A 21038-nucleotide genomic window follows, 5' to 3' on the forward strand; every position below is an offset into this window, starting at 1 on the left:
CAAGCGAATACTTCAGTTTGTATTTAACTATGAAATCTATATGGAAGATCAATTTGTAAAAACAGCGACTTTAATTGGCGATCCAACGCGTGCGGTAATCATGTGGACATTGCTCGACGGAAGAGCTTTTACAGCAACCGAACTCGCTATAGTGGCCAATACTTCTCCACAAAATATAAGTATGCATTTGACCAAACTTTTAGAAGGAGATTTGCTTTCTGTAGAAAAGCAAGGTCGTCATAAATATTACAGATTTTCAAACAAAGAAGTAGCTTACGCTATAGAAGCAATGGCAAATCTTATTCCTAAACCAGAAATTCGATTAAAGAAAGAAAAAGAAACTTATCCTCCCATAAAATATTGCAGAACCTGTTACGATCATTTGGCGGGGAAAATCGGTGTTGCTTTGACCGATAGTTTATTAGAACAAAAAATAATTCTGAACAAGAACGACACTTTTCAAATTAGTCCTGAAGGCGAAAAATGGTTTTCTGATTTTGGAATTAATGTCGAAGAAGCCCAAAAACAAAAAAGAATTTTTTAAAACCGTGCCTGGACTGGAGCGAAAGGCGAAATCATTTGGCAGGTTCAATTGGTGCATTGCTTTTAAACAAAATGATAACCGAAGACTGGCTCAGAAAAACTAAAAATTCAAGAGCCATAATTATTACCGGAAAAGGAGAGAAGGAGTTGTTAAAGTATTTTAAGATTGTTGTTTAGACTTTTTAGATTGTTAGATTTTTAGACTTATATTTATAATAAAGTTTGTCATTTACCTGAAAACTTAATTAAAAACCTTTGTCCCTTTGAAGCTCTGCACCTTTGAACCTTAAGAAGAAAACAAAAATGCAATAACTTTCTCATACAATTCATCATCATGCATTCCGTGACCTAAGCCTTTGGTTTCTATAAATTGACTGTTTTTCCAGTTACTGGCTATTTTTTTACCTTCTTCAAAAGCAACAATTTTATCTGATGTATCGTGCGCAATTAACCCGGAAACATTAAATTCTGAAGCGAATCTTTGTCCGGAGAAATCTTCGAGTTTAAAGTTGAAGCGATTCATGAATTTGCTTTCTAAAAGTGAAAACATTTTAGTATTCAGACTTAACATCGAAACATAATTATCAATCAAAGTTTTTAAATCTGATGGCGCTCCTAAAATCACCATTTTGTTAATGCTGGTATTCGGAAACAAATATTGATGGTAAACACAAGCTGCACCGCCAATAGAGTGACCAATAATAATTTCGGGTTGGTATTTTTCGACAGCTTTGTTGATAAATTCGGCATAAAGCGGAACATTAAATTCCTTTCCGCTGCTTTGTCCGTGTGCCGGAGCGTCTATGGCGATAATAGTACTTCCTGATTTTTGAAGATGAGGTAACGTTTTTTTCCAACGCGAAGCATTGCTTTCCCATCCGTGAACCAAAAGGATTTTGGTTTCATTTCCTTTCCAGATATAAGTTTGAAAGTGATGTTCGTTATGGTGAAACGTTTCTGTTTCTGTATTTTTTAAAACTTTGGGTAAAGTATCTTTTTGTAATCTGCCTATTCTTGGCTGGCTAAATAGTGCGTATGAAAGTTCTACAGCTTTTTGCGGGCGTACATAACTCAAGAAGTTAATATATTGCCCAACTGATTTCAATGTAATGAAACGAATTCCTTTTTTAATTCCCAAAACTTAATTTTTTTATAAAGGTAAAAAATAAGATTTTAAGCGGGGAAAAATATTTTGCCACAGATTAAAAGATTTACAAGAATTTTCAATCTGTGCTAATCTTTTAATCTGTGGCAAAAAATAATGGACAAAAAAAATCCCGATTAAATCGGGATCTTATTATTTAGAATTTAGAGAACAATTGTTCCATTTTTTCCTTTTCTTCTTCAGCTAATGCGCTGTCAACCAAAATTCTTCCAGAGTGCTCATCAGTGATGATTTTCTTTCTTGAAGCAATTTCTACCTGAGTTTGAGGCGGAATCGTAAAGAATGATCCTGCAGAAGCTCCTCTTTCGATAGAAACAACCGCTAAACCATTACGAACACTGCTTCTGATTCTGTTGTAAGCTGCTAATAATCTTTCTTCAATTTGACCTGAAAATTCTGCAGATTTCTCAGATAAGAAGATTTCTTCTTTTTGAGTTTCAGACATAATTGCATCTAATTCAGATTTTTTATGTTTTAAGTGCGAACTTTTAGCGTCAAGTTTTTCTTTTAAATTAGAAATAACTTCTTTTTTATGTTCGATAGAAGCTTTCATTTCTTTGATTTGCTTTTCAGCCAATTGAATTTCTAATTCCTGAAATTCAACCTCTTTTGTCAAAGAATTAAATTCTCTGTTATTACGAACTGATTCTTGTTGTTTTGTGTATTTTTTGATAACCTCTTTATGCTCATCAATAGCATTTTTCTTTGCTTTGATAAGATCTTCAATAACCTCAAGTTCACTTTTCAGTTTCTCTGAACGAGTGCTCAAACCTGCAACTTCATCTTCTAAATCTTCCACTTCTAAAGGAAGTTCCCCTCTTACGTTTCTGATTTCGTCAATTCTAGAGTCAATAAGCTGTAAATCGTATATTGCTCTTAACTTGTCCTCAACACTTAATTCTTTCGTATTCGCCATATTCTATAAGTACTTAACTGGATTTGTATTTTCTTCTGATAAAATGATTGCAAAATTAAGGATTTTTTTTCGAAGATAATCAACAATATAGTTTTTTGTATAGCGTTCGCTCTCAAAATGACCAATATCGGCTAAAAGTAACTTGTTTTCGGCTTCATAAAACTGATGGTATTTTAAATCGGCGGTTAAAAAAGCATCGGCTCCGGCCATAATTGCATTTTTTATGGCAAAACTTCCAGAACCACCCAAAACGGCAACTTTCCTGATTTTTTTCCTAAAAATGCTGAATGGCGAATTCCGTCAGCAATCATTTTATCTTTTACGAATTTTAAAAACTCTTTTTCATCCATTTCAGTTTCAAATTCACCAATCATTCCCAGACCAATATTTTGATGCGAATTTTGAAGATCGTAAACTTCATAAGCAACTTCTTCGTAAATATGATTGGCAAATAATGCTTTTAAAATTTTGGATTGCAAGTGTTTTTCAAAAATAACTTCGATTTTTATTTCTGTTCCGGTATGTAATTTTCCTCTTTCTCCAATAACCGGATTACTGTCTTCATTTCCTTGAAAAGTAAAAAAACCTTCGGTATTAAAACTGCAGTTATCATAATTACCAATAGTTCCTGCACCGGCTTCAAACATCGCATTTCGAACTTTATCTGAGTTTTCAGGAGTTGTGTAAGTAACTAATTTTTGAATGAAATTTTGTTTCGGAATCAAAACCTTTGTATTTATCAATCCCAAGGCATCACAGAAAATTTTATTAACGCCTTGTGAATGATTATCAAGAGCGGTGTGAACAGCATAAATTGCAATATCATTTTTGATGGCTTTTAAAATGGCGCGCTCCACATAATTTTTACCTGTAATTTTTTTAATTCCAGAGAATAAAATTGGGTGAAAGCAAACAACCAAATTGCAGTTTTTAGAAATTGCTTCTTCAATTACATTTTCCAAAGCATCATGACAAACTAAAACTCCGGTACTTTCGGTTTCTGAATTCCCAACTAAAAGTCCAACATTGTCAAAATCTTCGGCGTAAGCCAAAGGAGCCATTTCTTCGATAACTTCTATTATATTTTTGATTTTCATTTTTAAAGTTTTGTTTCAGGTTTCAAAGTTTCAGGTTGTTCCAGTAACTTGAATTTTTAAACAAATTAACGAATAAACGTATTAACCTTAAAATATTTCAGTGATATTGTGATATGTAATAGTTATTGTTTGGTAATATATTATATTACTATATAGAGGCAATTTCAGTGATATTGTGCTAGGTAATAGTTATACTGGGTAATATATTATATTACTAATAGCACGAATTTTATATCTTTGTGTTTAAATAAAAAACTATGAAAACGTTAACCATAAAAATAAACGAACGAACTAAGATAGGGAAAGCCTTTATCGCTATGGTTGATAGTTTTAAAAGTTTTGACGAGATTGAAATTATTGAGACAGATTCAAAATTAATTAAAAAAGAAGATAGTATATATAGTCTTGAATTTATTGAGAAAGTTAGAAAAGCAGAAGAAAATATTAAGAATGGCGAAACTACAAGACTAGATCCAAATGATATATGGGGAAGTATAGTTTTGAAGTAACTAAAATAACTTTATGAAATTACTTCGAATATTACTTTTTCCTTTCGCCGTTTTATATGGATTCATTACTTCCATTAGGAATTTTCTTTTTGATAAAGGAATTCTGAAATCAACTTCATTTGATATTCCGGTTATTGCCGTTGGGAATTTAAGTGTTGGCGGAACAGGGAAAACACCTCAAATTGAATATTTAATTCGATTATTATCTGATAAATATAAAATTGCCACTTTAAGCCGTGGTTACAAACGTAAATCTGAAGGTTTTGTTTTGGCAGATTCTACTTCAAATGCTGAGATTTTAGGAGACGAACCATTTCAGTTTTATCAAAAATTTCCAAATGTTCAGGTTGCGGTTGATGCAAACAGAACAAACGGAATTACACAATTACTTTCTCAAAAAATAAAACCTCAAATAATTTTATTGGACGACGCTTATCAACATCGAAAAGTAAAAGCTGGTTTTTATATTTTACTAACTTCCTATGATGATTTGTACGCGGATGATTTTATGCTGCCAACGGGAAATTTACGTGAAAGCAGGAGCGGAGCCAGTCGTGCCAAAATTGTCATTGTAACAAAATGCCCGAAAAAATTATCTGACGAAAAGCAAAGTGAAATCTGGAAAAAATTAAAACTAAGCAGTTCCCAGCAATTGTATTTTACTTTTATAGATTATGATGACGCAATCTATGGTAAAGACGAAAAGATTGCTGTAAATGAAATTAGAAATGAGTCAAAATTACTTTTGGCCGGAATTGCAAAACCAACCCCATTTTTTGAATACTTAAAAAACGAAAACGACGAATGTCTGACCTTTCCGGACCATCATCATTTTTCTGAAAAAGATTTGGAAATGATTCAGAATAAAGCTCAAAACAAAAAAATCATTACAACAGAAAAAGATTATGTTCGCTTAAAAGATTCAAAACTGATTTCGCAGTTGTATTATTTACCAATAAAAAGCACGTTCATCAATAACAAACAAAATTTTGATGCAACGATTTTAGAATACTTAGACAAGTGTTTAAAAACCTTAGAATCTTAGCCTCTCAGAATCTTTTAAAAAAAACTAATCGAAAAATTTAGCAATTGTACTGTAAAATTCATCAGGTACAAAAGGTTTTGTAATGACATCGTTCATTCCAAAAGCTAAAAGCATGTCCTTGTTTTCGTCAAGTGAAATAGCTGTTAATGCAATAATTGGAGTTGTTTTATCGTATTCACGAATTTGTTTGGTGGCAGTTGTTCCGTTGATTCCGGGTAAATGAACATCCATTAAAATCATATCAAAATGTTTTACTTTTAAAAGCTCTACGGCATCTTCGCCATTATCGATTATTTCGCAATAAATAGCTTTATTTTCGAGCATTTTTCGAGTAATCATCTGATTGATTTTGTTGTCTTCAATCAATAAAATAGATTTGTGTTTTAGTTGTTTATCGTTGTATGATTTTACTTCTTCAGCTTTTTCAATTGGTTCATTGTTAATGCTGAAATCTAGTTTAAAAGTAAAGGTAGAACCTTTGCCTACTTCACTTTTTAATTTGATTTCTCCGCCTAAAAGCTCAATAAGTTTTTTTACAATAGTAAGTCCCAATCCGGTTCCGCCATATTTACGGTTAACTTCTACAGAACCTTGTGAGAAGCTTTCAAAAACAGTTTGTAGTTTATCTTCAGGAATACCAATTCCGGTATCGACAATTTCAAAGTAAATGGTTGCATTCTCTTCACTTTTATCAAATAATTTTGCAATCACATTTACGTTTCCGTTTTGTGTGAATTTTAAAGCGTTATTAATTAAATTTAATATAATTTGAGAAACTTTTGTTGAATCGCCAATTAAGCTATCAGGAATTTCTTTGTCTATTTCAAGATTAAAATAATTTTTGTTGGCAGTTGCCAATTCTTTTAATGAACCCTGAATATTAAAGAGTAATTCTTTTAAATTAAAGCTAATATGTTCTACTTCGACTTTTGTAGAATCTATTTTGTTTATTTCCAGAATTTCATTGATAAAAGTAGTAAGGTAATTTCCGGAGAATTTTAATGATTCAAGGTATTTTAATTGCTTTTTCTTCGGATGATCTTCAAGAAGTAAATGTGTGATTCCGTTTATAGCATTTAGTGGCGTTCTAAGTTCGTGACTTACGGTAGATAAAAATTCAGATCTGGCTTTTGATGCTTTTTCTGCCTTGTTTTTGGCCAGAATAAGTTCTTTGTTTTTTTCTTTTAAAAGTAAATTATTCTGATTTCGTATAATATTGTTTTTATACAGAGCCAAGCTCAAAAGCGATAAAATAGAAATCAGGGCAATTGCCAAAATGCTGACAAGCTTGGAATAGCGATAAGTTTTTAACTGAATTTTTTCTTCACTTTCCCGTTGTAAAGTATTGTTTAAAGATTGATTTTTTTTGAATCTTTCGAATTCATTCAAATCAATTTTGGCATTTTTCAACTTTAAAATATAGTTTTCTATTTGATAATGTTCGTCCAGATAAGAATAGGCGAGATCAAAATTTCGGTTTTGTTTGTAATACTGACTTATAGCTAAAACAATTTTTGACTTCTGGATCAAATCAGTTGTTTTTGAGTTAAGTTCCAGGGCATTGTCGTAATAAATAATTGCCGAGTCGTTTTGTTTAAGTTGGGTCTCGATTAAACCAAGCTGATAATAAGAATCGATTTTGGTTTTTAAAACAGAAGAATTGTCAGGTTTTTTGATTATTGTCTGAAAGGTTTTTGTTGCGGCTTTTAAATCGTTACTGGTTTTAAATGCCATCGCTTTTTGATAGTTTAAAATTTCGGCACTATCAACAATATTTAATCTTTTAAGTAGCTTATGGGCTTTTTTATAATAAATATCAGCCGTTTTATGATTGCCTTTTGCAGTATTGGTTACTCCAATATAATGTAGTGCCAAAGCTTCGGTGCAAGTTGGTTTTAAGTTATCAAACAATGAAACGCTTTTATGAAAGTTTTTTAATGCTGCTTCAAATTTTTGTTGATTGTAGTAAATTTTTCCAAGCTTAAAAGTCTGGTTGGCTAAACCCTCAGATTTGTGATTGGTCTCGCAAAAATCTATGGATTTTTTGGTGAAGAAAATCGCCTGATCATATTTTTTAGCCTTTAGATTGGTATTGGCTAACTTGTTGTAATAGGAAATACTATCTATATTCTGCTTAGTTTGAGAATACAAAATTGAAGTAAAAAAACTAATTAGAATTAAAAGGTGGTATTTCATGTATTGCAATGCTTTTACAATGAATTTATGTTTTTCTCATCAGTAAAATCAAATCAATTAATCGTGATGAATAGCCAATTTCGTTATCGTACCAACCCACAACTTTTACCATCTTATCAATTACAGATGTAAGTTGTGCATCGAATAAACACGAGTTTGTATTGCCAATTATATCAACCGAAACGATCGGATCTTCTGTATAATCTAATATTCCTTTTAAATTTGTATTTGAGGCTTTTTCGAATGCTTTGTTAATCTCTTCAATAGTTACGGCGCGCTTTACATTAAATGTTATATCGGTTAATGAACCATCCGGAACCGGTACACGAATTCCACAGCCACCTATTTTCTCATGCAATTTAGGAAAAATTTTTGTTAATGCCTTAGCTGCACCTGTAGTTGTTGGAACAATTGACTGACTTGCACCTCTGGCCCTGCGTAAATCCTTATGTGGCTGGTCATGAAGACTTTGGTCGGTAGTGTAAGAATGTATCGTTGTTATGTATGCTTGCTCGATTCCGCACAATTCATCGATGATTTTTATCATCGGGGCAGCATTGTTTGTCGTACAGCTTGCATTCGAAACTATAAGTTCACTTCCGTCTAAAATATGGTCATTTACTCCTAAAACTACTGTTTTTATAGTGTCAACTTCTGATGGAGCCGAAAGAATTACTCTTTTTGCGCCTGCAATAATATGCGTATTTAATTCTTCGTGCGTTTTATATTTTCCTGTTGCTTCTACTACGAAATCAATGTTATGACTTTTCCAGTCTAAATTTGAAATGCTTTTTTCATGAAAAAATAAAAAATGTCTTCCATCAACAATAATGCTTTCTTCGTCGTGACTTACCTTGAAAGGTAAAACACCATGTATACTGTCGTATTTTATTAAATGCGACATGGTTTTATTATCAGCAATGTCATTGATCGCAACAACTTCAATTTCAGGGTGGTTTAAAAGAAGACGAAATAAATTTCTGCCAATTCTTCCAAAACCGTTAATAGCAATTCTAGTTTTCAAGATTTACGTTTATTTGTTTAATCGTTTAACTGTTTATTCGTTTAGATATCTTGACGATTAAACGAATAAACAATTAAACAAATAACCTTTTTTATAAAATGTGTTTTTGTGCTTTGTATGAAGAACGAACTAATGGGCCGCTTTCAACGTGACGGAAACCTAATTCTAAACCAAATTTTTCATATTTAGCAAATTGATCCGGGGTAATAAATTCTTTTACAGGTAAATGTTTTTTACTTGGTTGTAGGTATTGGCCAATAGTAACAACATCTACATTTGCATTGCGTAAATCAGTCATGGTTTGAAAAACTTCTTCTTCAGTTTCTCCAAGACCAAGCATAATACCAGATTTAGTTCTGTTGATTCCTTTTTCTTTTAAGTAACGCAAAACTTCAAGGCTGCGATCGTATTTGGCCTGAATACGTACTTCGCGTGTTAAACGACGAACGGTTTCCACATTATGCGAAACCACTTCAGGATTCGCTTCTACAATTCTGTCAATGTTTCTTTCAATTCCCTGAAAATCCGGAATTAAAGTCTCCAGAGTAGTATTTGGATTCATTCTGCGAATAGCTTTCACAGTTTCAATCCAGATAATAGATCCGCCATCTTTTAAATCATCTCTGTCAACACTTGTAATTACGGCATGTTTAATGTTCATGATTTTTATAGAACGGGCTACTTTTTCAGGTTCGTCCCAGTCTACCGTTTCGGGTCTTCCGGTTTTTACACCGCAAAAACCGCATGAACGTGTACAAACGTTACCTAAAATCATAAAAGTTGCTGTTCCTTCTCCCCAACATTCACCCATATTTGGGCAGCTTCCGGAAGTACAAATAGTATTTAAGCTGTATTTATCGACTAAACCACGTAGTTCAGTGTATTTTTGTCCAATTGGAAGTTTTACCTTCAACCATTTAGGTTTTACGGTTGGTATATTTTCAATGACTGTTTCCATATATCAAAATTCAAAAGACAAAGATAAGCAATGTAGTTTATTTGGAGATTCGTTTATAGTTTAATTTGAAATTGTATTTTAGAGATTTTAAGAAAATCATTTTGTTAATTGTTTGGCTAATGTGTTAAAATATTGCGTTAAAAAAATGATGAAGTGATTTAATGCCGTGCTTTTTTATTCTTTTAAGGCTATAAAATGAATAATTATGATATTAGGTTGAATTTTAGTCATTTAAAAATTATACCTTTATTTGTTAAAAAATATGTTTGCAAAGGGTAAAATGATATTTTCTTAATAGTACATTTGTTGTTAAATTGTAATAATTAAAAAACATGAAAAAGAAATTAATTGTAATGGGAGTTTTTGCTGCTTTCGGATTTACTAAAATGAATGCGCAGATTAATTTTGGAGAAAAAGCAATAGGTGCTGTTCAAAAAGGTGTTACGGGTTTTACCTTTAGTAATGCCGATGCTGCAGCATTATCTAAAGCCGCAGTGGATAAAATGGATGCAGAACATGAAATCGCTCCAGCAACAGATGGATACGCTATAAGACTTAACAGAGTTTTTGGAAAACATACAGCTGGTGAAGGTTATACTTTAAACTATAAAGTCTATAAATTAAAAGAAGTAAATGCTTTTGCTACTGCAGATGGAAGCGTTCGTGTATATTCTGGATTAATGGATATTATGGATGACAACGAATTATTGGCGGTTATTGGTCACGAAATTGGTCACGTTGCTAATAATGATTCCAGAGATGCAATTAAGGCAGCTTATAAAAAAGAGGCTTTAATGGATGCAGCAGCTTCTCAATCAACAACAGTTGCAAGTGTTACAGATAGTCAGTTAGGAAAAATAGGAAGCTCAATTATCGATAGTAAATTTAGCCGTAAGCAAGAAGCAGATGCTGATTTGTTCTCGTATAACTTCCTGAAAAAGAATGGTTATAATGTAAATGCTGAAGAATCTGCTTTTAGAATTCTGGCTAAAATGAGTGAAGGAACAGAAGCTTCGTTTATTGATAAAATGATGAGTTCGCATCCGGATTCTAAACAAAGAGCTGATGATGCTAAGAGCAGAGCTGAGAAAGATGGTGTGTATAAAGCGTATGTACAGCAAAAAATTGTAAATACAGTTCCGGCTAAAGCTACAACGACTAAGAAAACAACCACAAAGAAAGCTACAACTAAAAAGAAATAATAGTTTTGAAGTAATAAAAAATAGACCCGACAAGTTTTTTAAAATTTGTCGGGTTTTTTAATTTGTGGATTAACCTAAAACATGATGTGCCAAAACTTTTTGTACTTCATACACATTTACCGATTTAGTAAATTGCTTTACAATACTAGGCTGTAATTCGCTTGAAACCCAAATTTTTAATTCAGCATCAAGATCAAAGGTTCCTGCTGTTTCAATACTAAAACGAGTAATGCTTTTGTAAGCGATTGATTTGTATTCTGTTTTGCTTCCTGTAATTCCTTGTACATCAACTAAGATTAATCTTTTATTTGTAAAGATAAAAGTGTCGCGGATTAACTTAAAACCCATTTCTACTTCTTCATTATCAGTTAAAAGCTGACCGTATTTTTTAATTAAATCTTCCTGACTAACTGCGCCTGCGTTGCCAAGAAGTGCTGAAAATATTCCCATTTTTATTGATTTTTTATTTTAATGAATTATTTGTTCTGTACTGTAAAAGTAATTAAAATAAAAAAAGATGTCGTTTTTTTACCATTAAGAGATTAAGAAAAATAAAGGAAAGTTTTATGCTGTTTTTAATTACTCGCAAAGCCGCGAAAATGCAAATTTTTGTTTCACGCAGATTATACAGATTTAAGCAGATTTTTTAAAATTAAAAATAGCTATAAAATTTATCTGCACATATCTGCTTAAATCTTTTTAAAATCTGTGTGAAATAATTTGTTCTAAAAATATTGAGAGATTTATTTTGGAATGGGATTTAATTCCATAAAAAAAGCAGAACCTAAATTCTGCTTTTCGTTTTTTATTCTACTTCCGATTTTATTGTAATTGGAAGATTATATGCAGTTCGGACCGCTTTACCGTTTAATATTCCTGGACTCCATTTTGTTTTTAATGATTTTAAAACTCGAATAGCTTCTTTGCCAACTCCATAACCAGGGTCATTTCTTACCATGATATCAGTTATTGAGCCGTCTTTTTCGATTACAAAAGAAACATAAACTTTTAAAGTTCTTTCAGTATCTAATTCTGGTCTTGTAAAATTGTTTCCCACATAGGTATAGAACTTAGCCATTCCTCCCGGAAATTCAGGCATTTTGTCTAAAACAGCCGTGTTTACAATCGAATTTCCTGTATCTGCAGGTTCAACAGCATCTCCGCCAACATTGCCATTTGATGGCAGCACATTTGCAGAAGTTCCTGTTCCTGTAGAAGCATTATCTACTACAGAAGTATTCTGTGTGTTAGGTGCAATAACATCTGGTGTTGCTTGAGCTGTAGCTACTACAACAGGATTAGTCAATTGTACATCAGGCGATGCTGCAGCAGTTTGTTGAACAGGTGTAACTGGAGCAGGAGGCTCTGGTTTCACATCAATCGGACTAAGATCTACCGGTGTTATTGGGAGTGAACAAATAATTTCAGGCCCTGCAACAGGCGCCGTTCTAAATTTACTAATCAGCATCGATACGCTTCCTAATCCTGCTATTAATAGCAGTGCCATAAAAAGTGCTGTAATAGTTGTTTTGGGATTCTCCTGGCGCAATTGATACGCTCCGTACTCTTTGTTTTTGTTTTCGAAAACAAGATTGGTCCACTTGGATTCGTAGATACTGGATTTAGACATAGTTAATTGGATTTTAAGGTTAAGTAAACATCAAATCATAAGCCAAATGGAATTAGTGTGTAACTAAGAACGGAAAATTAAAGAACTTGTTTGTTAAATTGATAATGTTTTAAGAATAAATAAGAAGATTTTTTATTCTTTATCTAAAGATAATAAATTATCTATTACGTTCGATGATTTCTGCTAATAATTTTTTAGCTCGAAGTAATTTCACTTTTACATTGCTTAAAGGCTCATTAATTTTGAGCGCAATTTCCTGATATGTCATTTCCTGAAAGTAACGCAATTGAATTACTTCCTGATAATGTGGTTTCAGTTCTTTAATGCATTGTAGTAAACGTGATAGATTTTGCTCTTTTATCAGAGCATCTTCTGCAGATGGAGTAGTGTCTGCAATGTTGTAGGCTTGTTGATCTTCAGCATCTGTAATTTCAACAAAAAGACTCGTTTTCTTTTTTCGCAGTAAATCAATATAGACATTTTTTGCGATGGCAATTAACCAGGTATTAAATTGAAATTCAGAATTGTAGGATCCAATTTTATCAAAAGCTTTTGAGAAAGTTTCGATTGTAATATCTTCTGCAGTAGTTTCGTTTTCGGTACGTTTTAACATAAAACTGTACACTTCATTCCAATAAAAATCTAATAAAAAAGTAAAGGCGATCTGATCGCCTTTTTTTGCTTTTTCTATTTTAGAATTTATTTCCAATGTACAGGTTTTGAAAAGATATTAGTTATAAAGATATTAATTTGTGTGAATATAAGCACCATTTCTACAACAGGAAACCAAATTTTAAGATCTCTTTCTCTTAATTTTCCGGCAGAAAATCCCATTACGATCCACGCAATTGTATAACGTGTTGCCAATAGAGCCAATACGGCAATCCATTGAAATTGGAAAGACAATAATACTATAACTAATAAGAAGAAAAATAATTGTGAACTGTAAAATAATGACAATTGAATTTTATCAAAAAACTTGTAATGATTTGCCGTAGTAACGTGTCTTCTTTTTGAATAAACCACTCGCTATAGGATTGTTTAGGTCTCGAATAAGTAAAACCTTCAGGATTATAAGCAATTGTAGTGTTTGCTTTGTTTGCTGCCTGATTTACAAATAAATCATCATCGCCAGAACGAACCTGAATGTGTTCGATAAAGCCATTTACATTAAAAAATTCTTCTTTTTTATACGCTAAATTTCGGCCAACTCCCATATATGGTAATCCTGCTTTTGCCCATGAAAAATATTGTACTGCCGTAAGAACCGTTTCAAATCGAATAATTTTATTCAATAAAGAACGTTCCTTTTCATAACCTCCATAACCTAAAATAATAGTTTTTTCTTCGGTAAATTGTGAAGTCATTGCTGTAATCCATTCTTTTGAAGTTGGATAACAATCAGCGTCAGTAAATAATAAGTAGTCTTTTTTAGAAGCTTTGATTCCTAATGTCAAAGCATATTTTTTGTTGCCCCAAAAGGCTTCATTATTTTGCACTTTAACCAAACGAATGTTTGAATATTGTTTTTCAAACTCTTCAAAAACTTCCAGCGTTTCGTCGCTTGAAGCATCGTCGATTAAAACAATTTCAAAGTCAGGATAATTTTGCTCAGCTAATAACGGAATGTATTTTTTTACATTCTCCTCTTCGTTTTTTGCACAAACAATAACTGAAACAGGAATGTTTTGTTGCTTAATATTTTGTGGTTTGCTAAAAGCGAATTTTCCAAAAATACCTAAATAATAAAAAAGTTGTATAATAACTATAGCAATAAAAAAGTAAAATATATATATAAGCATTTGAATTTAATTGTCTTTTTAATTTTTGAATCTGCGATGCAAATGTACTTATGAATTCCTAATTTTCAATGATTAAAAGCTATTTACTTTCGGCATTTTGACATTTCGGCTGCAAGAGCGACAGATTGAGGGTTTTTGGTTTTTTCTAATTCAGAAATTATATTTTTATAATTGTGGTTATCTCTGTTTTGTGATAGCTTTTTTGTAGCCTGAATTTCATCAATTTCAATCTCAAAACCAAAGATTCCTCTGGCCTCACGCATTGTTTTTGCTGATAAATCTTCAACACGAACCGGGTTTTCAGAACCCGCCTCATATTTATCAACTAATTTTTTAAGTTGTTCTATTGTAGCTGTTTCATCTACAATTTTGATTCGCCCGTAAACATGTACGGCTATGTAGTTCCATGTTGGTACATTTTCGTGATCGTACCAAGATGAAGAAATATAACCGTGCGGACCTGAAAAAACAGCCAAAACCTGATCATTTTCGGCAAAACCTTCAGCTTGCGGGTTTAGTTTAGAAATATGTCCTTGCAGAATTTCTTTTCCATCAGCATTAATTTCAAGTTCTATCGGAATATGTGTGGCGCATAATTTTCCGTTTGTTTGATTGATCAGAATTCCAAAACTATTTTCTTTCAAAAATGTTCTGATTGGTTCCGGGTCTTCGTTTTTGTATAAGTCTGGTGTATACATCTTTAGTGAGTTTTATTTTAAAGATTTTCTGAAACAAATAGCTTCTGGTCGATCTTTATATTTTCCGTAATTTGGAATTACTTTATAATTTTGTTTTTCGTAAAACTGTGTAGCTTCAGTATTTTTTATTCTCGTTTCTAAAATTAATTCCTCATAACCACTTTTTGAGGCTATATCTTCTAAAAAAGCTAAAATTGTTTTACCAATTTTCTTTCGGGGATATTTAGAATACATCCTTTTTACTTCTCCAACAGTTTCAGAAATTGGTCTAATCGCTCCGCAACCCACAATTTCATTTTTTATTTCAGCTACAACAAAAACATATTTTGAATTATTTTGCTGCCAGTCTGTGAAAGAATTTTTCCCATCACTTCCAAAACGAAGATAAAGATTTGCAGACAATTCGTCTATAATTGCTGCAACTTTTTCATTTGGATTTGTGATTTTTATAGAAATGGTTTCTGTCATAAATTTAAATTATATCTTTTCCGGAATTAAATAAATTTGGCTTCACACTTAACCATAAAATTGTAACACCAATTAAAGTAAAAATAATTCCTCCAACGATAAATTGGGTGGCAGAATCATCTGAAAATATGGAGATGAAAGAATCAAATAAACGGGATAATATTCCTTTTCTAAAAAATTTAAATCTCATAATAATATACATTACTATTGCGACTAAAATTGTGTTTAGTGATGAAAATCTGTTTCTCCAATTAAGGAAAGAAGCTATAAAAATCCCAAGCAAAAAACCTAAAAATATCCAGATATAAATACTCGGCCAAAAACTAATAACATCTTCTTTTTTAGGGAATAATCTATTCCAGCATTCTAATTCTTTATTTTGAAAATAATTTGTGGCACAAATAAACTTTTCAGCTACGGTGTAAAATCTTAATTGCAATATGCCATGAATAAGGAAAATTATACCAATTATTTGAAATAGAATTACTCTGAAGTTAAGTTTTTTCATTTAGAAATTAATGGATAAAATCCAGCTTTAGATAACATTCACTTCGGCCTCAATATGAATACCGAATGTTTCAAAAACAGTTTTTTGAACATCTTTTGAAACGGCTAAAATTTCCTGACCGGTTGCGTTTCCATAATTTACTAAAACCAAAGCCTGATTTTTGTGCACACCGGCATCACCAAAACGTTTTCCTTTAAAACCAGCTTGCTCAATTAACCAGCCAGCCGGAACTTTTACTTCAGTTTCAGAAACTTCATAATATTTCATTTCTGGAAATTTCTGGTGAATTTTTTCAAAATCAGATTTCAGTAAAATAGGGTTTTTAAAGAAACTTCCGCTGTTTCCGAGTTCTTTCGGATCAGGTAATTTGCTTTGTCTGATGGCAATTACCGCATTACTCACTTCTTTTAAAGTTGGAGTTGTGATATTGTTTTTAGCCAATTCAGCTGTAATATCTCCGTAAGAAATATTGATTTTATGATTGCGTTTTGTTAGTTTATAAATTACCGATGTAATAATATATTGATCTTTGACTTCATTTTTAAAAATGCTTTCTCTATATCCAAAATTACATTCGGAGTTTGTGAAGGTTTTCATTTCCTGAGTTTCAATATTCATGGCTTCGCACGAAACAAAAGTGTCCTTTATTTCAGTTCCGTATGCACCAATATTCTGAACAGGAGTAGTGCCGACATTTCCCGGAATCAATGACATGTTTTCTAAACCACCAAAATTATTTTCAATGGTATAAAGTACAAAATCGTGCCATGTTTCGCCGGCCTGACTTTCGACCCAAACAAAATCATCATCTTCTTTAACGATCTTTTTGCCTTTTAAATCAATGTGAATTACCAAAGCGTCAATATCCTTCGTTAAAAGCATATTGCTTCCTCCGCCAAGAATAAACTTTGTCTCGTTTTTGTTTTCTTCTAAAATGGTTTTTAATTCATCAACTGAATGAACGGCAACAAATTGTCTGGCTTTGGCTTCGATACCAAAAGTATTGTAGTTTTTTAAAGAAAAATTGGATTGGATTTCCATAAATAAAAGGGCTTTTAAATCTGACTCAAAAGTAAGGATTATAATTTATTTGAGTTTGTTTTTAAATAAATATCCCATTAAAAATGGAAAGAATTTGCTTGCTCTTAATTTCGTAATTTTTATGGTTTCTTTTTGTAAGTTTGAAATAATTAAAACAGTATAATTATGTCTAAATCAATTCTTAAAAATAGAGTTGTACTTCTTTTAGTCAGTTTATTTTTTTCAATGGGTATGAATGCTCAAATGAATATGTTTGATACTTGGCGAATTAATGATTTAATGGGGGTTCGTGACCTTGAAGAATATTCTATTGTTAAGATGGGAAAATATCATTGGGGGTATATGTTTGTTTTAAATCATGATGGGACTTTTTTAATTAGAAATTTACCTCAATGTGGAAATGATATATTTAAGAATATTTCAGGAAGTTTTATATTGATTGATGATACTCATATTCGGTTTATGCTAAATAGAATTTCTTATAGTAGTTATAGTAAAGAGGATAATTCAGAAGAAGAACCGAATGTAGATTTAGGAATTTTTTATATCTATCAAGATTCAAAATCAATCCGATTAATTAAAAGTAATGGCAATTTACAAGATGATAAAGATAAAATGCTGTATACTGATATGCTTAAGACTTTTGATGAAAATTGGAAATCATATAATTATTCATGGGTAAATGCAAAAGCAAATATTCCGCAGGAAGGTGTAAAAGATTATCTGGACAACAAGTTGATTGGTTTGTCTGATTACAAAATTGTATACTCAAAAAAAGAAGGATACGGAGAACTGTTTCTTGTGAGAAAAGATGAGGATTTTCATTATGTTCTTTATAACGGTATTAAACAAAAAGTTTCTTTAGCATATCCTCGTTGATTGAGTAAAATGTAGTTTTTACCGCAAAGAGCGAAGATTTACGCAAAGTTCGCAAAGCTTAGCGTTCATAGCGTAAATCTTAGCGCTCTTTGCGGTTAAATAATGACGCGAGAATCTAGTAACTCATGATATTTATCTGCAATAACCTTCATATTAATATCATAATTAGCATTCTCTTCCACAAATTTTCTATTCTCTAAAATCGCATTATTTCTTGATTGAACATTTTCAAAAGACCAAATCAATTCTTCTGCAAGCATTTCAATATTATCAATTTCGATTAATTGTCCGTTTTCACGATGTTTAATCCAGCTTTGATTTCCCGGAATATCAGAGACTACAGGATAACAATTACAAGCCATTGCTTCAAACAATGATGCCGAAACGCCTTCGGTAATAGGCATGCTAATGTAAATATTTGATTGTTGTAATAATTTAGGAAGATTGGTATTTGGGATTCTTCCTGTAAAAATTACTTTGTTTTCAATTTGTAATTCTTTGGTCAAATCTTTCAAAAACTGTAAACGAGTTCCGTCGCCCACAATCGTTAACGAAAAATCAATTCCCTTTTTGTGTAAAATCGCGAAAGCTTTCAAAATAGAATCATGACGATATTCTGGTTGCAACGAACGCGTTACAATAGCTTCTATTTTATTTGAATTATTTATGGACGGAGAAAAAAGAGTTAAGTCAATTCCCTTTGGAATAACTAAAACTTTATTCATATCAACGCCAATTTCTTTCATGGAAATTGTCATAACCGGACCCCAGGCGTGAATTAAATGCGCTTTTTTGAACGCATATTTCTGAATGAATTTTTTAAACGGATACAAAACAGAGGTTTCCGGCCATAAATCAGTTCGTCCTTGTTGTGCAATGGCGATAGTTTTAGATCCTGATAATGCGGCAAGAAAACCATAACTTGTAGTTCGTTCGGCAATTACCATATCCGGTTTTTCTCGTCGAATGATTTTCCGAATCGAAATAGGAGAGAAGAAGTATTCTGCAATACGCTTGAATCGGTTGATTTTTGAATTGTTTGGAGTTTGAAGTTCCCAGGTTATAATTTCAAAATCGCCAAATTCTTTTAAACCTTTCATCCAGGTTATAGCATCGGCACGATAGGATTCTCCCAGAAAAAGTATTTTCCTTTTTTTCATTCGGTGGTTATTTTGCCGCGAATTTCACGAATTTACACGAATTAATTAATGAAAATTCGTGAAATTTGAGGCGAACTTTTTAAATTAAACTAAAATTCATCAGTGTCTAAAGCGCGATTGATGAATTCGTTTAAAGGTTTTAAAGCAATTAGTTTTTGACTCATTTTGGCAACGAAATCTTTTTTAGTTACTTCGCTAATGTCGTATTTTTGAGTTGCAGTAAAACTTTTTAATTTTAAAAACTCAATTGCAGGATGGTCTTTTTCGTAACCACGTGGCATACTTTTAAGAGAATTGTTTTCATTTATATCCAAACTTCCAAATTCTTTTTTGAAGTTTTTATCAGCCAGAATAGCTTCAAGATCATCATGAAAAAAAGCAATCTCTTTGCGGACTTTTTTCAAATCTTCAGATTCTGGAGAATAAAATCCACCGGCAATAAAACTCGCACCTTTTTCAATATGCACATAATATCCGGCACGGTTAAGACCTTTTGTTCCGCCCGAAATCCAAACGCCTAAATGGGCTTTATAAGGTGATTTATCTTTTGAGAAACGAATATCACGGTTAATTCTAAAAGTACAATTTTTAACTTCCAGTAATTCTAACGAAGGATCCAGAGGTTTCATCGCATCCAGAAAATCACTTACCAACTGATGATAATCTTTTTTGAAAACCTCATATCGTTTCTTGTTATCCTGAAACCATTCTCTATTGTTGTTCTTTTTTAAATCGTCTAAAAATTGCAATGATTCTTTCGTAAGCATATTCGGTATTTATTGCAGTTGTTTTTAAGTTTTATTTGGAGCTAAATTAATGATTTTTTTCGCCACGAATTTCACGAATTCACACTAATTTTCAAATTACTTATTGTTGTAGCTTTGACAAAGTTTTAAACTTTGTCAAAGCTTTAATTCGTGAAAATTAGTTGTAATTCTTGGCAAACAAAAAAATTACAAATTAAATATTTTATAACTCTGATGTGTTGATTTTACGATAGCTTCGGTGCGTTCCGGATGTGTATCAGAAATAAAAAGCTGTCCGAAAGTTTCGCTGTTTACCATTTCGATAATTTTAGAAACGCGGGTTTCGTCAAGTTTGTCAAAAATATCATCAAAAAGCAATAGTGGTTTTACACCGCTTTGTTTTTTCAGGAATTCAAATTGAGCGAGCTTTAAAGCAATTAAAAACGATTTTTGCTGACCTTGCGATCCGAATTTTTTTATCGGATGAGAATCAATTTCAAACGATAAATCATCTTTGTGAATTCCTGCACTTGTATAATGTAATGCACGATCCTTATTGATGTTTTCCTGTAAAATAGTCAACAGGTCTTTTTCATACAAATGACTTTCATAGACCAATTGCACCGTTTCTTCAGATCCTGTTATTGCCTGATGATGTGTATTAAATATAGGTATAAATTGTTCCAGAAAATCTTTTCTCTTTTCAAAAATAGATTTTCCAAAACCATCAAGTTGCTCGTTATATATAGATAAGGTGTCGTTATCGAAAACGTGATTTAGTGCAAAATACTTTAATAAAGCATTTCGCTGGGCAATTATTTTTTGATATTGAATAAGCTGATGCAAGTAAGTCGAATCTAATTGCGAAATCACGCTGTCCATAAATTTACGGCGTGTTTCACTTCCTTCAATAATTAAATCACGATCTGCCGGAGAAATAATGACCAGTGGAACAAACCCAATATGATCAGAAAATTTATCGTAAGCCTTCCCATTTCTTTTCAGGATTTTCTTCTGCCCTTTTTTCAAACTGCAGACAATTTGTTCTGTTCTGCCGTTTTTTTCCAGTTCGGCATCAATTACAAAAAACTCTTCACCATGTTTGATGTTTTGAACTGCAAGCGGATTAAAATAGCTTTTTCCGTAAGCTAAATGATAAATAGCATCAAGCACATTAGTTTTACCAATTCCGTTTTTTCCAACAAAACAGTTGATCTTGATGTCAAAATCAAAACTAGCCTCGGAGAAATTTTTATAATTGAATAAAGAAATTTTGTTTAAATGCATTTTTTAAAGGAACTCTATGGTAGAATTTGATGTTTAATAATGAGTATTTCTCTTTTTAATTAAGTTTTTCTGCTACAGATGAAATTATTAAAAAAGATTTGTCTGGCAAATTTAATTCTTTAAACGCTTAATCTGCGATAATCTTAAAAATCTATAGCGAAATA

At 31.9% G+C, this 21038-nt stretch carries 20 protein-coding genes and 2 pseudogenes; 5 read left to right on the top strand and 17 right to left on the bottom strand.

All coding sequences use genetic code 11. The annotated features are described in order from the left end of the window. Positions 1 to 40 precede the first annotated feature (40 nt). Positions 41 to 544, top strand: a complete 504-nt coding sequence (locus ACZZZT_RS07255; RefSeq protein ID WP_463459909.1) for an ArsR/SmtB family transcription factor — start codon at positions 41 to 43, stop codon at positions 542 to 544. Positions 545 to 829: 285 nt separating this feature from the next. Here the strand turns inward: ACZZZT_RS07255 and ACZZZT_RS07260 are convergent, their stop codons facing one another. From ACZZZT_RS07260 to ACZZZT_RS07270, 3 genes and pseudogenes are all read right to left on the bottom strand, one after another. Next, positions 830 to 1681, bottom strand: a complete 852-nt coding sequence (locus tag ACZZZT_RS07260) for an alpha/beta fold hydrolase (protein ID WP_463459910.1) — start codon at positions 1679 to 1681, stop codon at positions 830 to 832. Positions 1682 to 1844: 163 nt separating this feature from the next. Continuing rightward, a complete protein-coding gene (locus ACZZZT_RS07265) occupies positions 1845 to 2624 on the bottom strand; it encodes a zinc ribbon domain-containing protein (RefSeq protein ID WP_026982834.1) in 780 nt (259 codons plus the stop codon). 3 nt (positions 2625 to 2627) lie between these two features. Continuing rightward, positions 2628 to 3721, bottom strand: a pseudogene (locus tag ACZZZT_RS07270) (Nif3-like dinuclear metal center hexameric protein). A 257-nt stretch (positions 3722 to 3978) separates the two neighbouring features. On the opposite strand from ACZZZT_RS07270, the gene ACZZZT_RS07275 reads away from it, so the two are divergent. Together ACZZZT_RS07275 and lpxK are read left to right on the top strand one after the other, a co-directional pair. Next, on the top strand, positions 3979 to 4230 hold the full coding sequence (locus ACZZZT_RS07275) for a DUF2683 family protein (protein ID WP_463459911.1): 252 nt from the start codon (positions 3979 to 3981) through the stop codon (positions 4228 to 4230). Between the two features lie 13 nt (positions 4231 to 4243). Next, entirely contained in the window at positions 4244 to 5275 is a 1032-nt protein-coding gene (lpxK, locus tag ACZZZT_RS07280) for a tetraacyldisaccharide 4'-kinase (RefSeq protein ID WP_463459912.1), read from the top strand. A gap of 24 nt (positions 5276 to 5299) precedes the next feature. On the opposite strand, the gene ACZZZT_RS07285 is transcribed toward lpxK, so the two are convergent. From ACZZZT_RS07285 to lipA, 3 genes are all read right to left on the bottom strand, one after another. Then, positions 5300 to 7471: a tetratricopeptide repeat-containing hybrid sensor histidine kinase/response regulator gene (locus tag ACZZZT_RS07285; protein ID WP_463459913.1), complete on the bottom strand. Its 2172-nt coding sequence runs from the start codon at positions 7469 to 7471 to the stop codon at positions 5300 to 5302. 25 nt (positions 7472 to 7496) lie between these two features. After that, entirely contained in the window at positions 7497 to 8495 is a 999-nt protein-coding gene (gap, locus tag ACZZZT_RS07290; RefSeq protein WP_463459914.1) for a type I glyceraldehyde-3-phosphate dehydrogenase, read from the bottom strand. A 91-nt stretch (positions 8496 to 8586) separates the two neighbouring features. After that, positions 8587 to 9453: a lipoyl synthase gene (gene lipA, locus ACZZZT_RS07295; protein ID WP_042566004.1), complete on the bottom strand. Its 867-nt coding sequence runs from the start codon at positions 9451 to 9453 to the stop codon at positions 8587 to 8589. Positions 9454 to 9785: 332 nt separating this feature from the next. Between lipA and ACZZZT_RS07300 the strand changes: the two genes are divergently transcribed. Further along, complete coding sequence (locus ACZZZT_RS07300; protein ID WP_042566005.1) at positions 9786 to 10655, top strand: M48 family metalloprotease; 870 nt, start codon at positions 9786 to 9788, stop codon at positions 10653 to 10655. Positions 10656 to 10724: 69 nt separating this feature from the next. On the opposite strand, the gene ACZZZT_RS07305 is transcribed toward ACZZZT_RS07300, so the two are convergent. The 8 genes and pseudogenes from ACZZZT_RS07305 to murB form a co-directional block, all read right to left on the bottom strand. Further along, positions 10725 to 11105 (bottom strand): PH domain-containing protein, encoded by a 381-nt coding sequence (locus tag ACZZZT_RS07305; RefSeq protein ID WP_042566006.1) that lies wholly within the window; start codon positions 11103 to 11105, stop codon positions 10725 to 10727. A 355-nt stretch (positions 11106 to 11460) separates the two neighbouring features. Continuing rightward, positions 11461 to 12285 (bottom strand): energy transducer TonB, encoded by an 825-nt coding sequence (locus ACZZZT_RS07310; RefSeq protein WP_463459915.1) that lies wholly within the window; start codon positions 12283 to 12285, stop codon positions 11461 to 11463. 157 nt (positions 12286 to 12442) lie between these two features. After that, entirely contained in the window at positions 12443 to 12994 is a 552-nt protein-coding gene (locus tag ACZZZT_RS07315) for an RNA polymerase sigma factor (protein ID WP_042566009.1), read from the bottom strand. Next, positions 12985 to 14087, bottom strand: a pseudogene (locus ACZZZT_RS07320) (glycosyltransferase). Before ACZZZT_RS07320 ends, ACZZZT_RS07315 begins: the two are co-directional and overlap by 10 nt. Positions 14088 to 14170: 83 nt before the next feature. After that, on the bottom strand, positions 14171 to 14785 hold the full coding sequence (locus tag ACZZZT_RS07325) for an FMN-binding negative transcriptional regulator (protein WP_463459916.1): 615 nt from the start codon (positions 14783 to 14785) through the stop codon (positions 14171 to 14173). Between the two features lie 12 nt (positions 14786 to 14797). After that, positions 14798 to 15253, bottom strand: coding sequence for a GNAT family N-acetyltransferase (locus ACZZZT_RS07330; RefSeq protein ID WP_463459917.1), 456 nt, complete (start codon positions 15251 to 15253; stop codon positions 14798 to 14800). A gap of 4 nt (positions 15254 to 15257) precedes the next feature. Further along, positions 15258 to 15761: a hypothetical protein gene (locus ACZZZT_RS07335; RefSeq protein WP_463459918.1), complete on the bottom strand. Its 504-nt coding sequence runs from the start codon at positions 15759 to 15761 to the stop codon at positions 15258 to 15260. A 27-nt stretch (positions 15762 to 15788) separates the two neighbouring features. Beyond that, positions 15789 to 16802, bottom strand: coding sequence for a UDP-N-acetylmuramate dehydrogenase (gene murB, locus ACZZZT_RS07340; protein WP_463459919.1), 1014 nt, complete (start codon positions 16800 to 16802; stop codon positions 15789 to 15791). A 165-nt stretch (positions 16803 to 16967) separates the two neighbouring features. Here murB and ACZZZT_RS07345 point away from each other — a divergent pair, with 165 nt between their 5' ends. Next, positions 16968 to 17681: a hypothetical protein gene (locus ACZZZT_RS07345; RefSeq protein ID WP_463459920.1), complete on the top strand. Its 714-nt coding sequence runs from the start codon at positions 16968 to 16970 to the stop codon at positions 17679 to 17681. A 95-nt stretch (positions 17682 to 17776) separates the two neighbouring features. Here ACZZZT_RS07345 and ACZZZT_RS07350 read toward each other — a convergent pair whose 3' ends face one another. From ACZZZT_RS07350 to recF, 3 genes are all read right to left on the bottom strand, one after another. Then, the gene (locus ACZZZT_RS07350) at positions 17777 to 18841 is read right to left on the bottom strand and encodes a glycosyltransferase family 4 protein (protein WP_463459921.1); all 1065 of its coding nucleotides are present in this window, start codon (positions 18839 to 18841) and stop codon (positions 17777 to 17779) included. Between the two features lie 89 nt (positions 18842 to 18930). Continuing rightward, positions 18931 to 19608, bottom strand: coding sequence for a DUF2461 domain-containing protein (locus ACZZZT_RS07355; protein ID WP_463459922.1), 678 nt, complete (start codon positions 19606 to 19608; stop codon positions 18931 to 18933). Between the two features lie 186 nt (positions 19609 to 19794). Beyond that, positions 19795 to 20874, bottom strand: coding sequence for a DNA replication/repair protein RecF (recF, locus tag ACZZZT_RS07360; RefSeq protein WP_463459923.1), 1080 nt, complete (start codon positions 20872 to 20874; stop codon positions 19795 to 19797). Positions 20875 to 21038 lie beyond the last annotated feature (164 nt).

The sequence above is a fragment of the Flavobacterium sp. AC274 genome (assembly GCF_979258275.1).

Coding starts and splice junctions, on each gene's coding strand:
- ACZZZT_RS07255 (WP_463459909.1), top strand. CDS start 41: ATGGAAGATCAATTTGTAAAAACAGCGACTTTAATTGGCGATCCAACG.
- ACZZZT_RS07265 (WP_026982834.1), bottom strand. CDS start 2,624: ATGGCGAATACGAAAGAATTAAGTGTTGAGGACAAGTTAAGAGCAATA.
- ACZZZT_RS07275 (WP_463459911.1), top strand. CDS start 3,979: ATGAAAACGTTAACCATAAAAATAAACGAACGAACTAAGATAGGGAAA.
- lpxK (WP_463459912.1), top strand. CDS start 4,244: ATGAAATTACTTCGAATATTACTTTTTCCTTTCGCCGTTTTATATGGA.
- ACZZZT_RS07285 (WP_463459913.1), bottom strand. CDS start 7,471: ATGAAATACCACCTTTTAATTCTAATTAGTTTTTTTACTTCAATTTTG.
- lipA (WP_042566004.1), bottom strand. CDS start 9,453: ATGGAAACAGTCATTGAAAATATACCAACCGTAAAACCTAAATGGTTG.
- ACZZZT_RS07300 (WP_042566005.1), top strand. CDS start 9,786: ATGAAAAAGAAATTAATTGTAATGGGAGTTTTTGCTGCTTTCGGATTT.
- ACZZZT_RS07305 (WP_042566006.1), bottom strand. CDS start 11,105: ATGGGAATATTTTCAGCACTTCTTGGCAACGCAGGCGCAGTTAGTCAG.
- ACZZZT_RS07310 (WP_463459915.1), bottom strand. CDS start 12,285: ATGTCTAAATCCAGTATCTACGAATCCAAGTGGACCAATCTTGTTTTC.
- ACZZZT_RS07325 (WP_463459916.1), bottom strand. CDS start 14,785: ATGTATACACCAGACTTATACAAAAACGAAGACCCGGAACCAATCAGA.
- ACZZZT_RS07330 (WP_463459917.1), bottom strand. CDS start 15,253: ATGACAGAAACCATTTCTATAAAAATCACAAATCCAAATGAAAAAGTT.
- ACZZZT_RS07335 (WP_463459918.1), bottom strand. CDS start 15,761: ATGAAAAAACTTAACTTCAGAGTAATTCTATTTCAAATAATTGGTATA.
- murB (WP_463459919.1), bottom strand. CDS start 16,802: ATGGAAATCCAATCCAATTTTTCTTTAAAAAACTACAATACTTTTGGT.
- ACZZZT_RS07345 (WP_463459920.1), top strand. CDS start 16,968: ATGTCTAAATCAATTCTTAAAAATAGAGTTGTACTTCTTTTAGTCAGT.
- ACZZZT_RS07350 (WP_463459921.1), bottom strand. CDS start 18,841: ATGAAAAAAAGGAAAATACTTTTTCTGGGAGAATCCTATCGTGCCGAT.
- ACZZZT_RS07355 (WP_463459922.1), bottom strand. CDS start 19,608: ATGCTTACGAAAGAATCATTGCAATTTTTAGACGATTTAAAAAAGAAC.
- recF (WP_463459923.1), bottom strand. CDS start 20,874: ATGCATTTAAACAAAATTTCTTTATTCAATTATAAAAATTTCTCCGAG.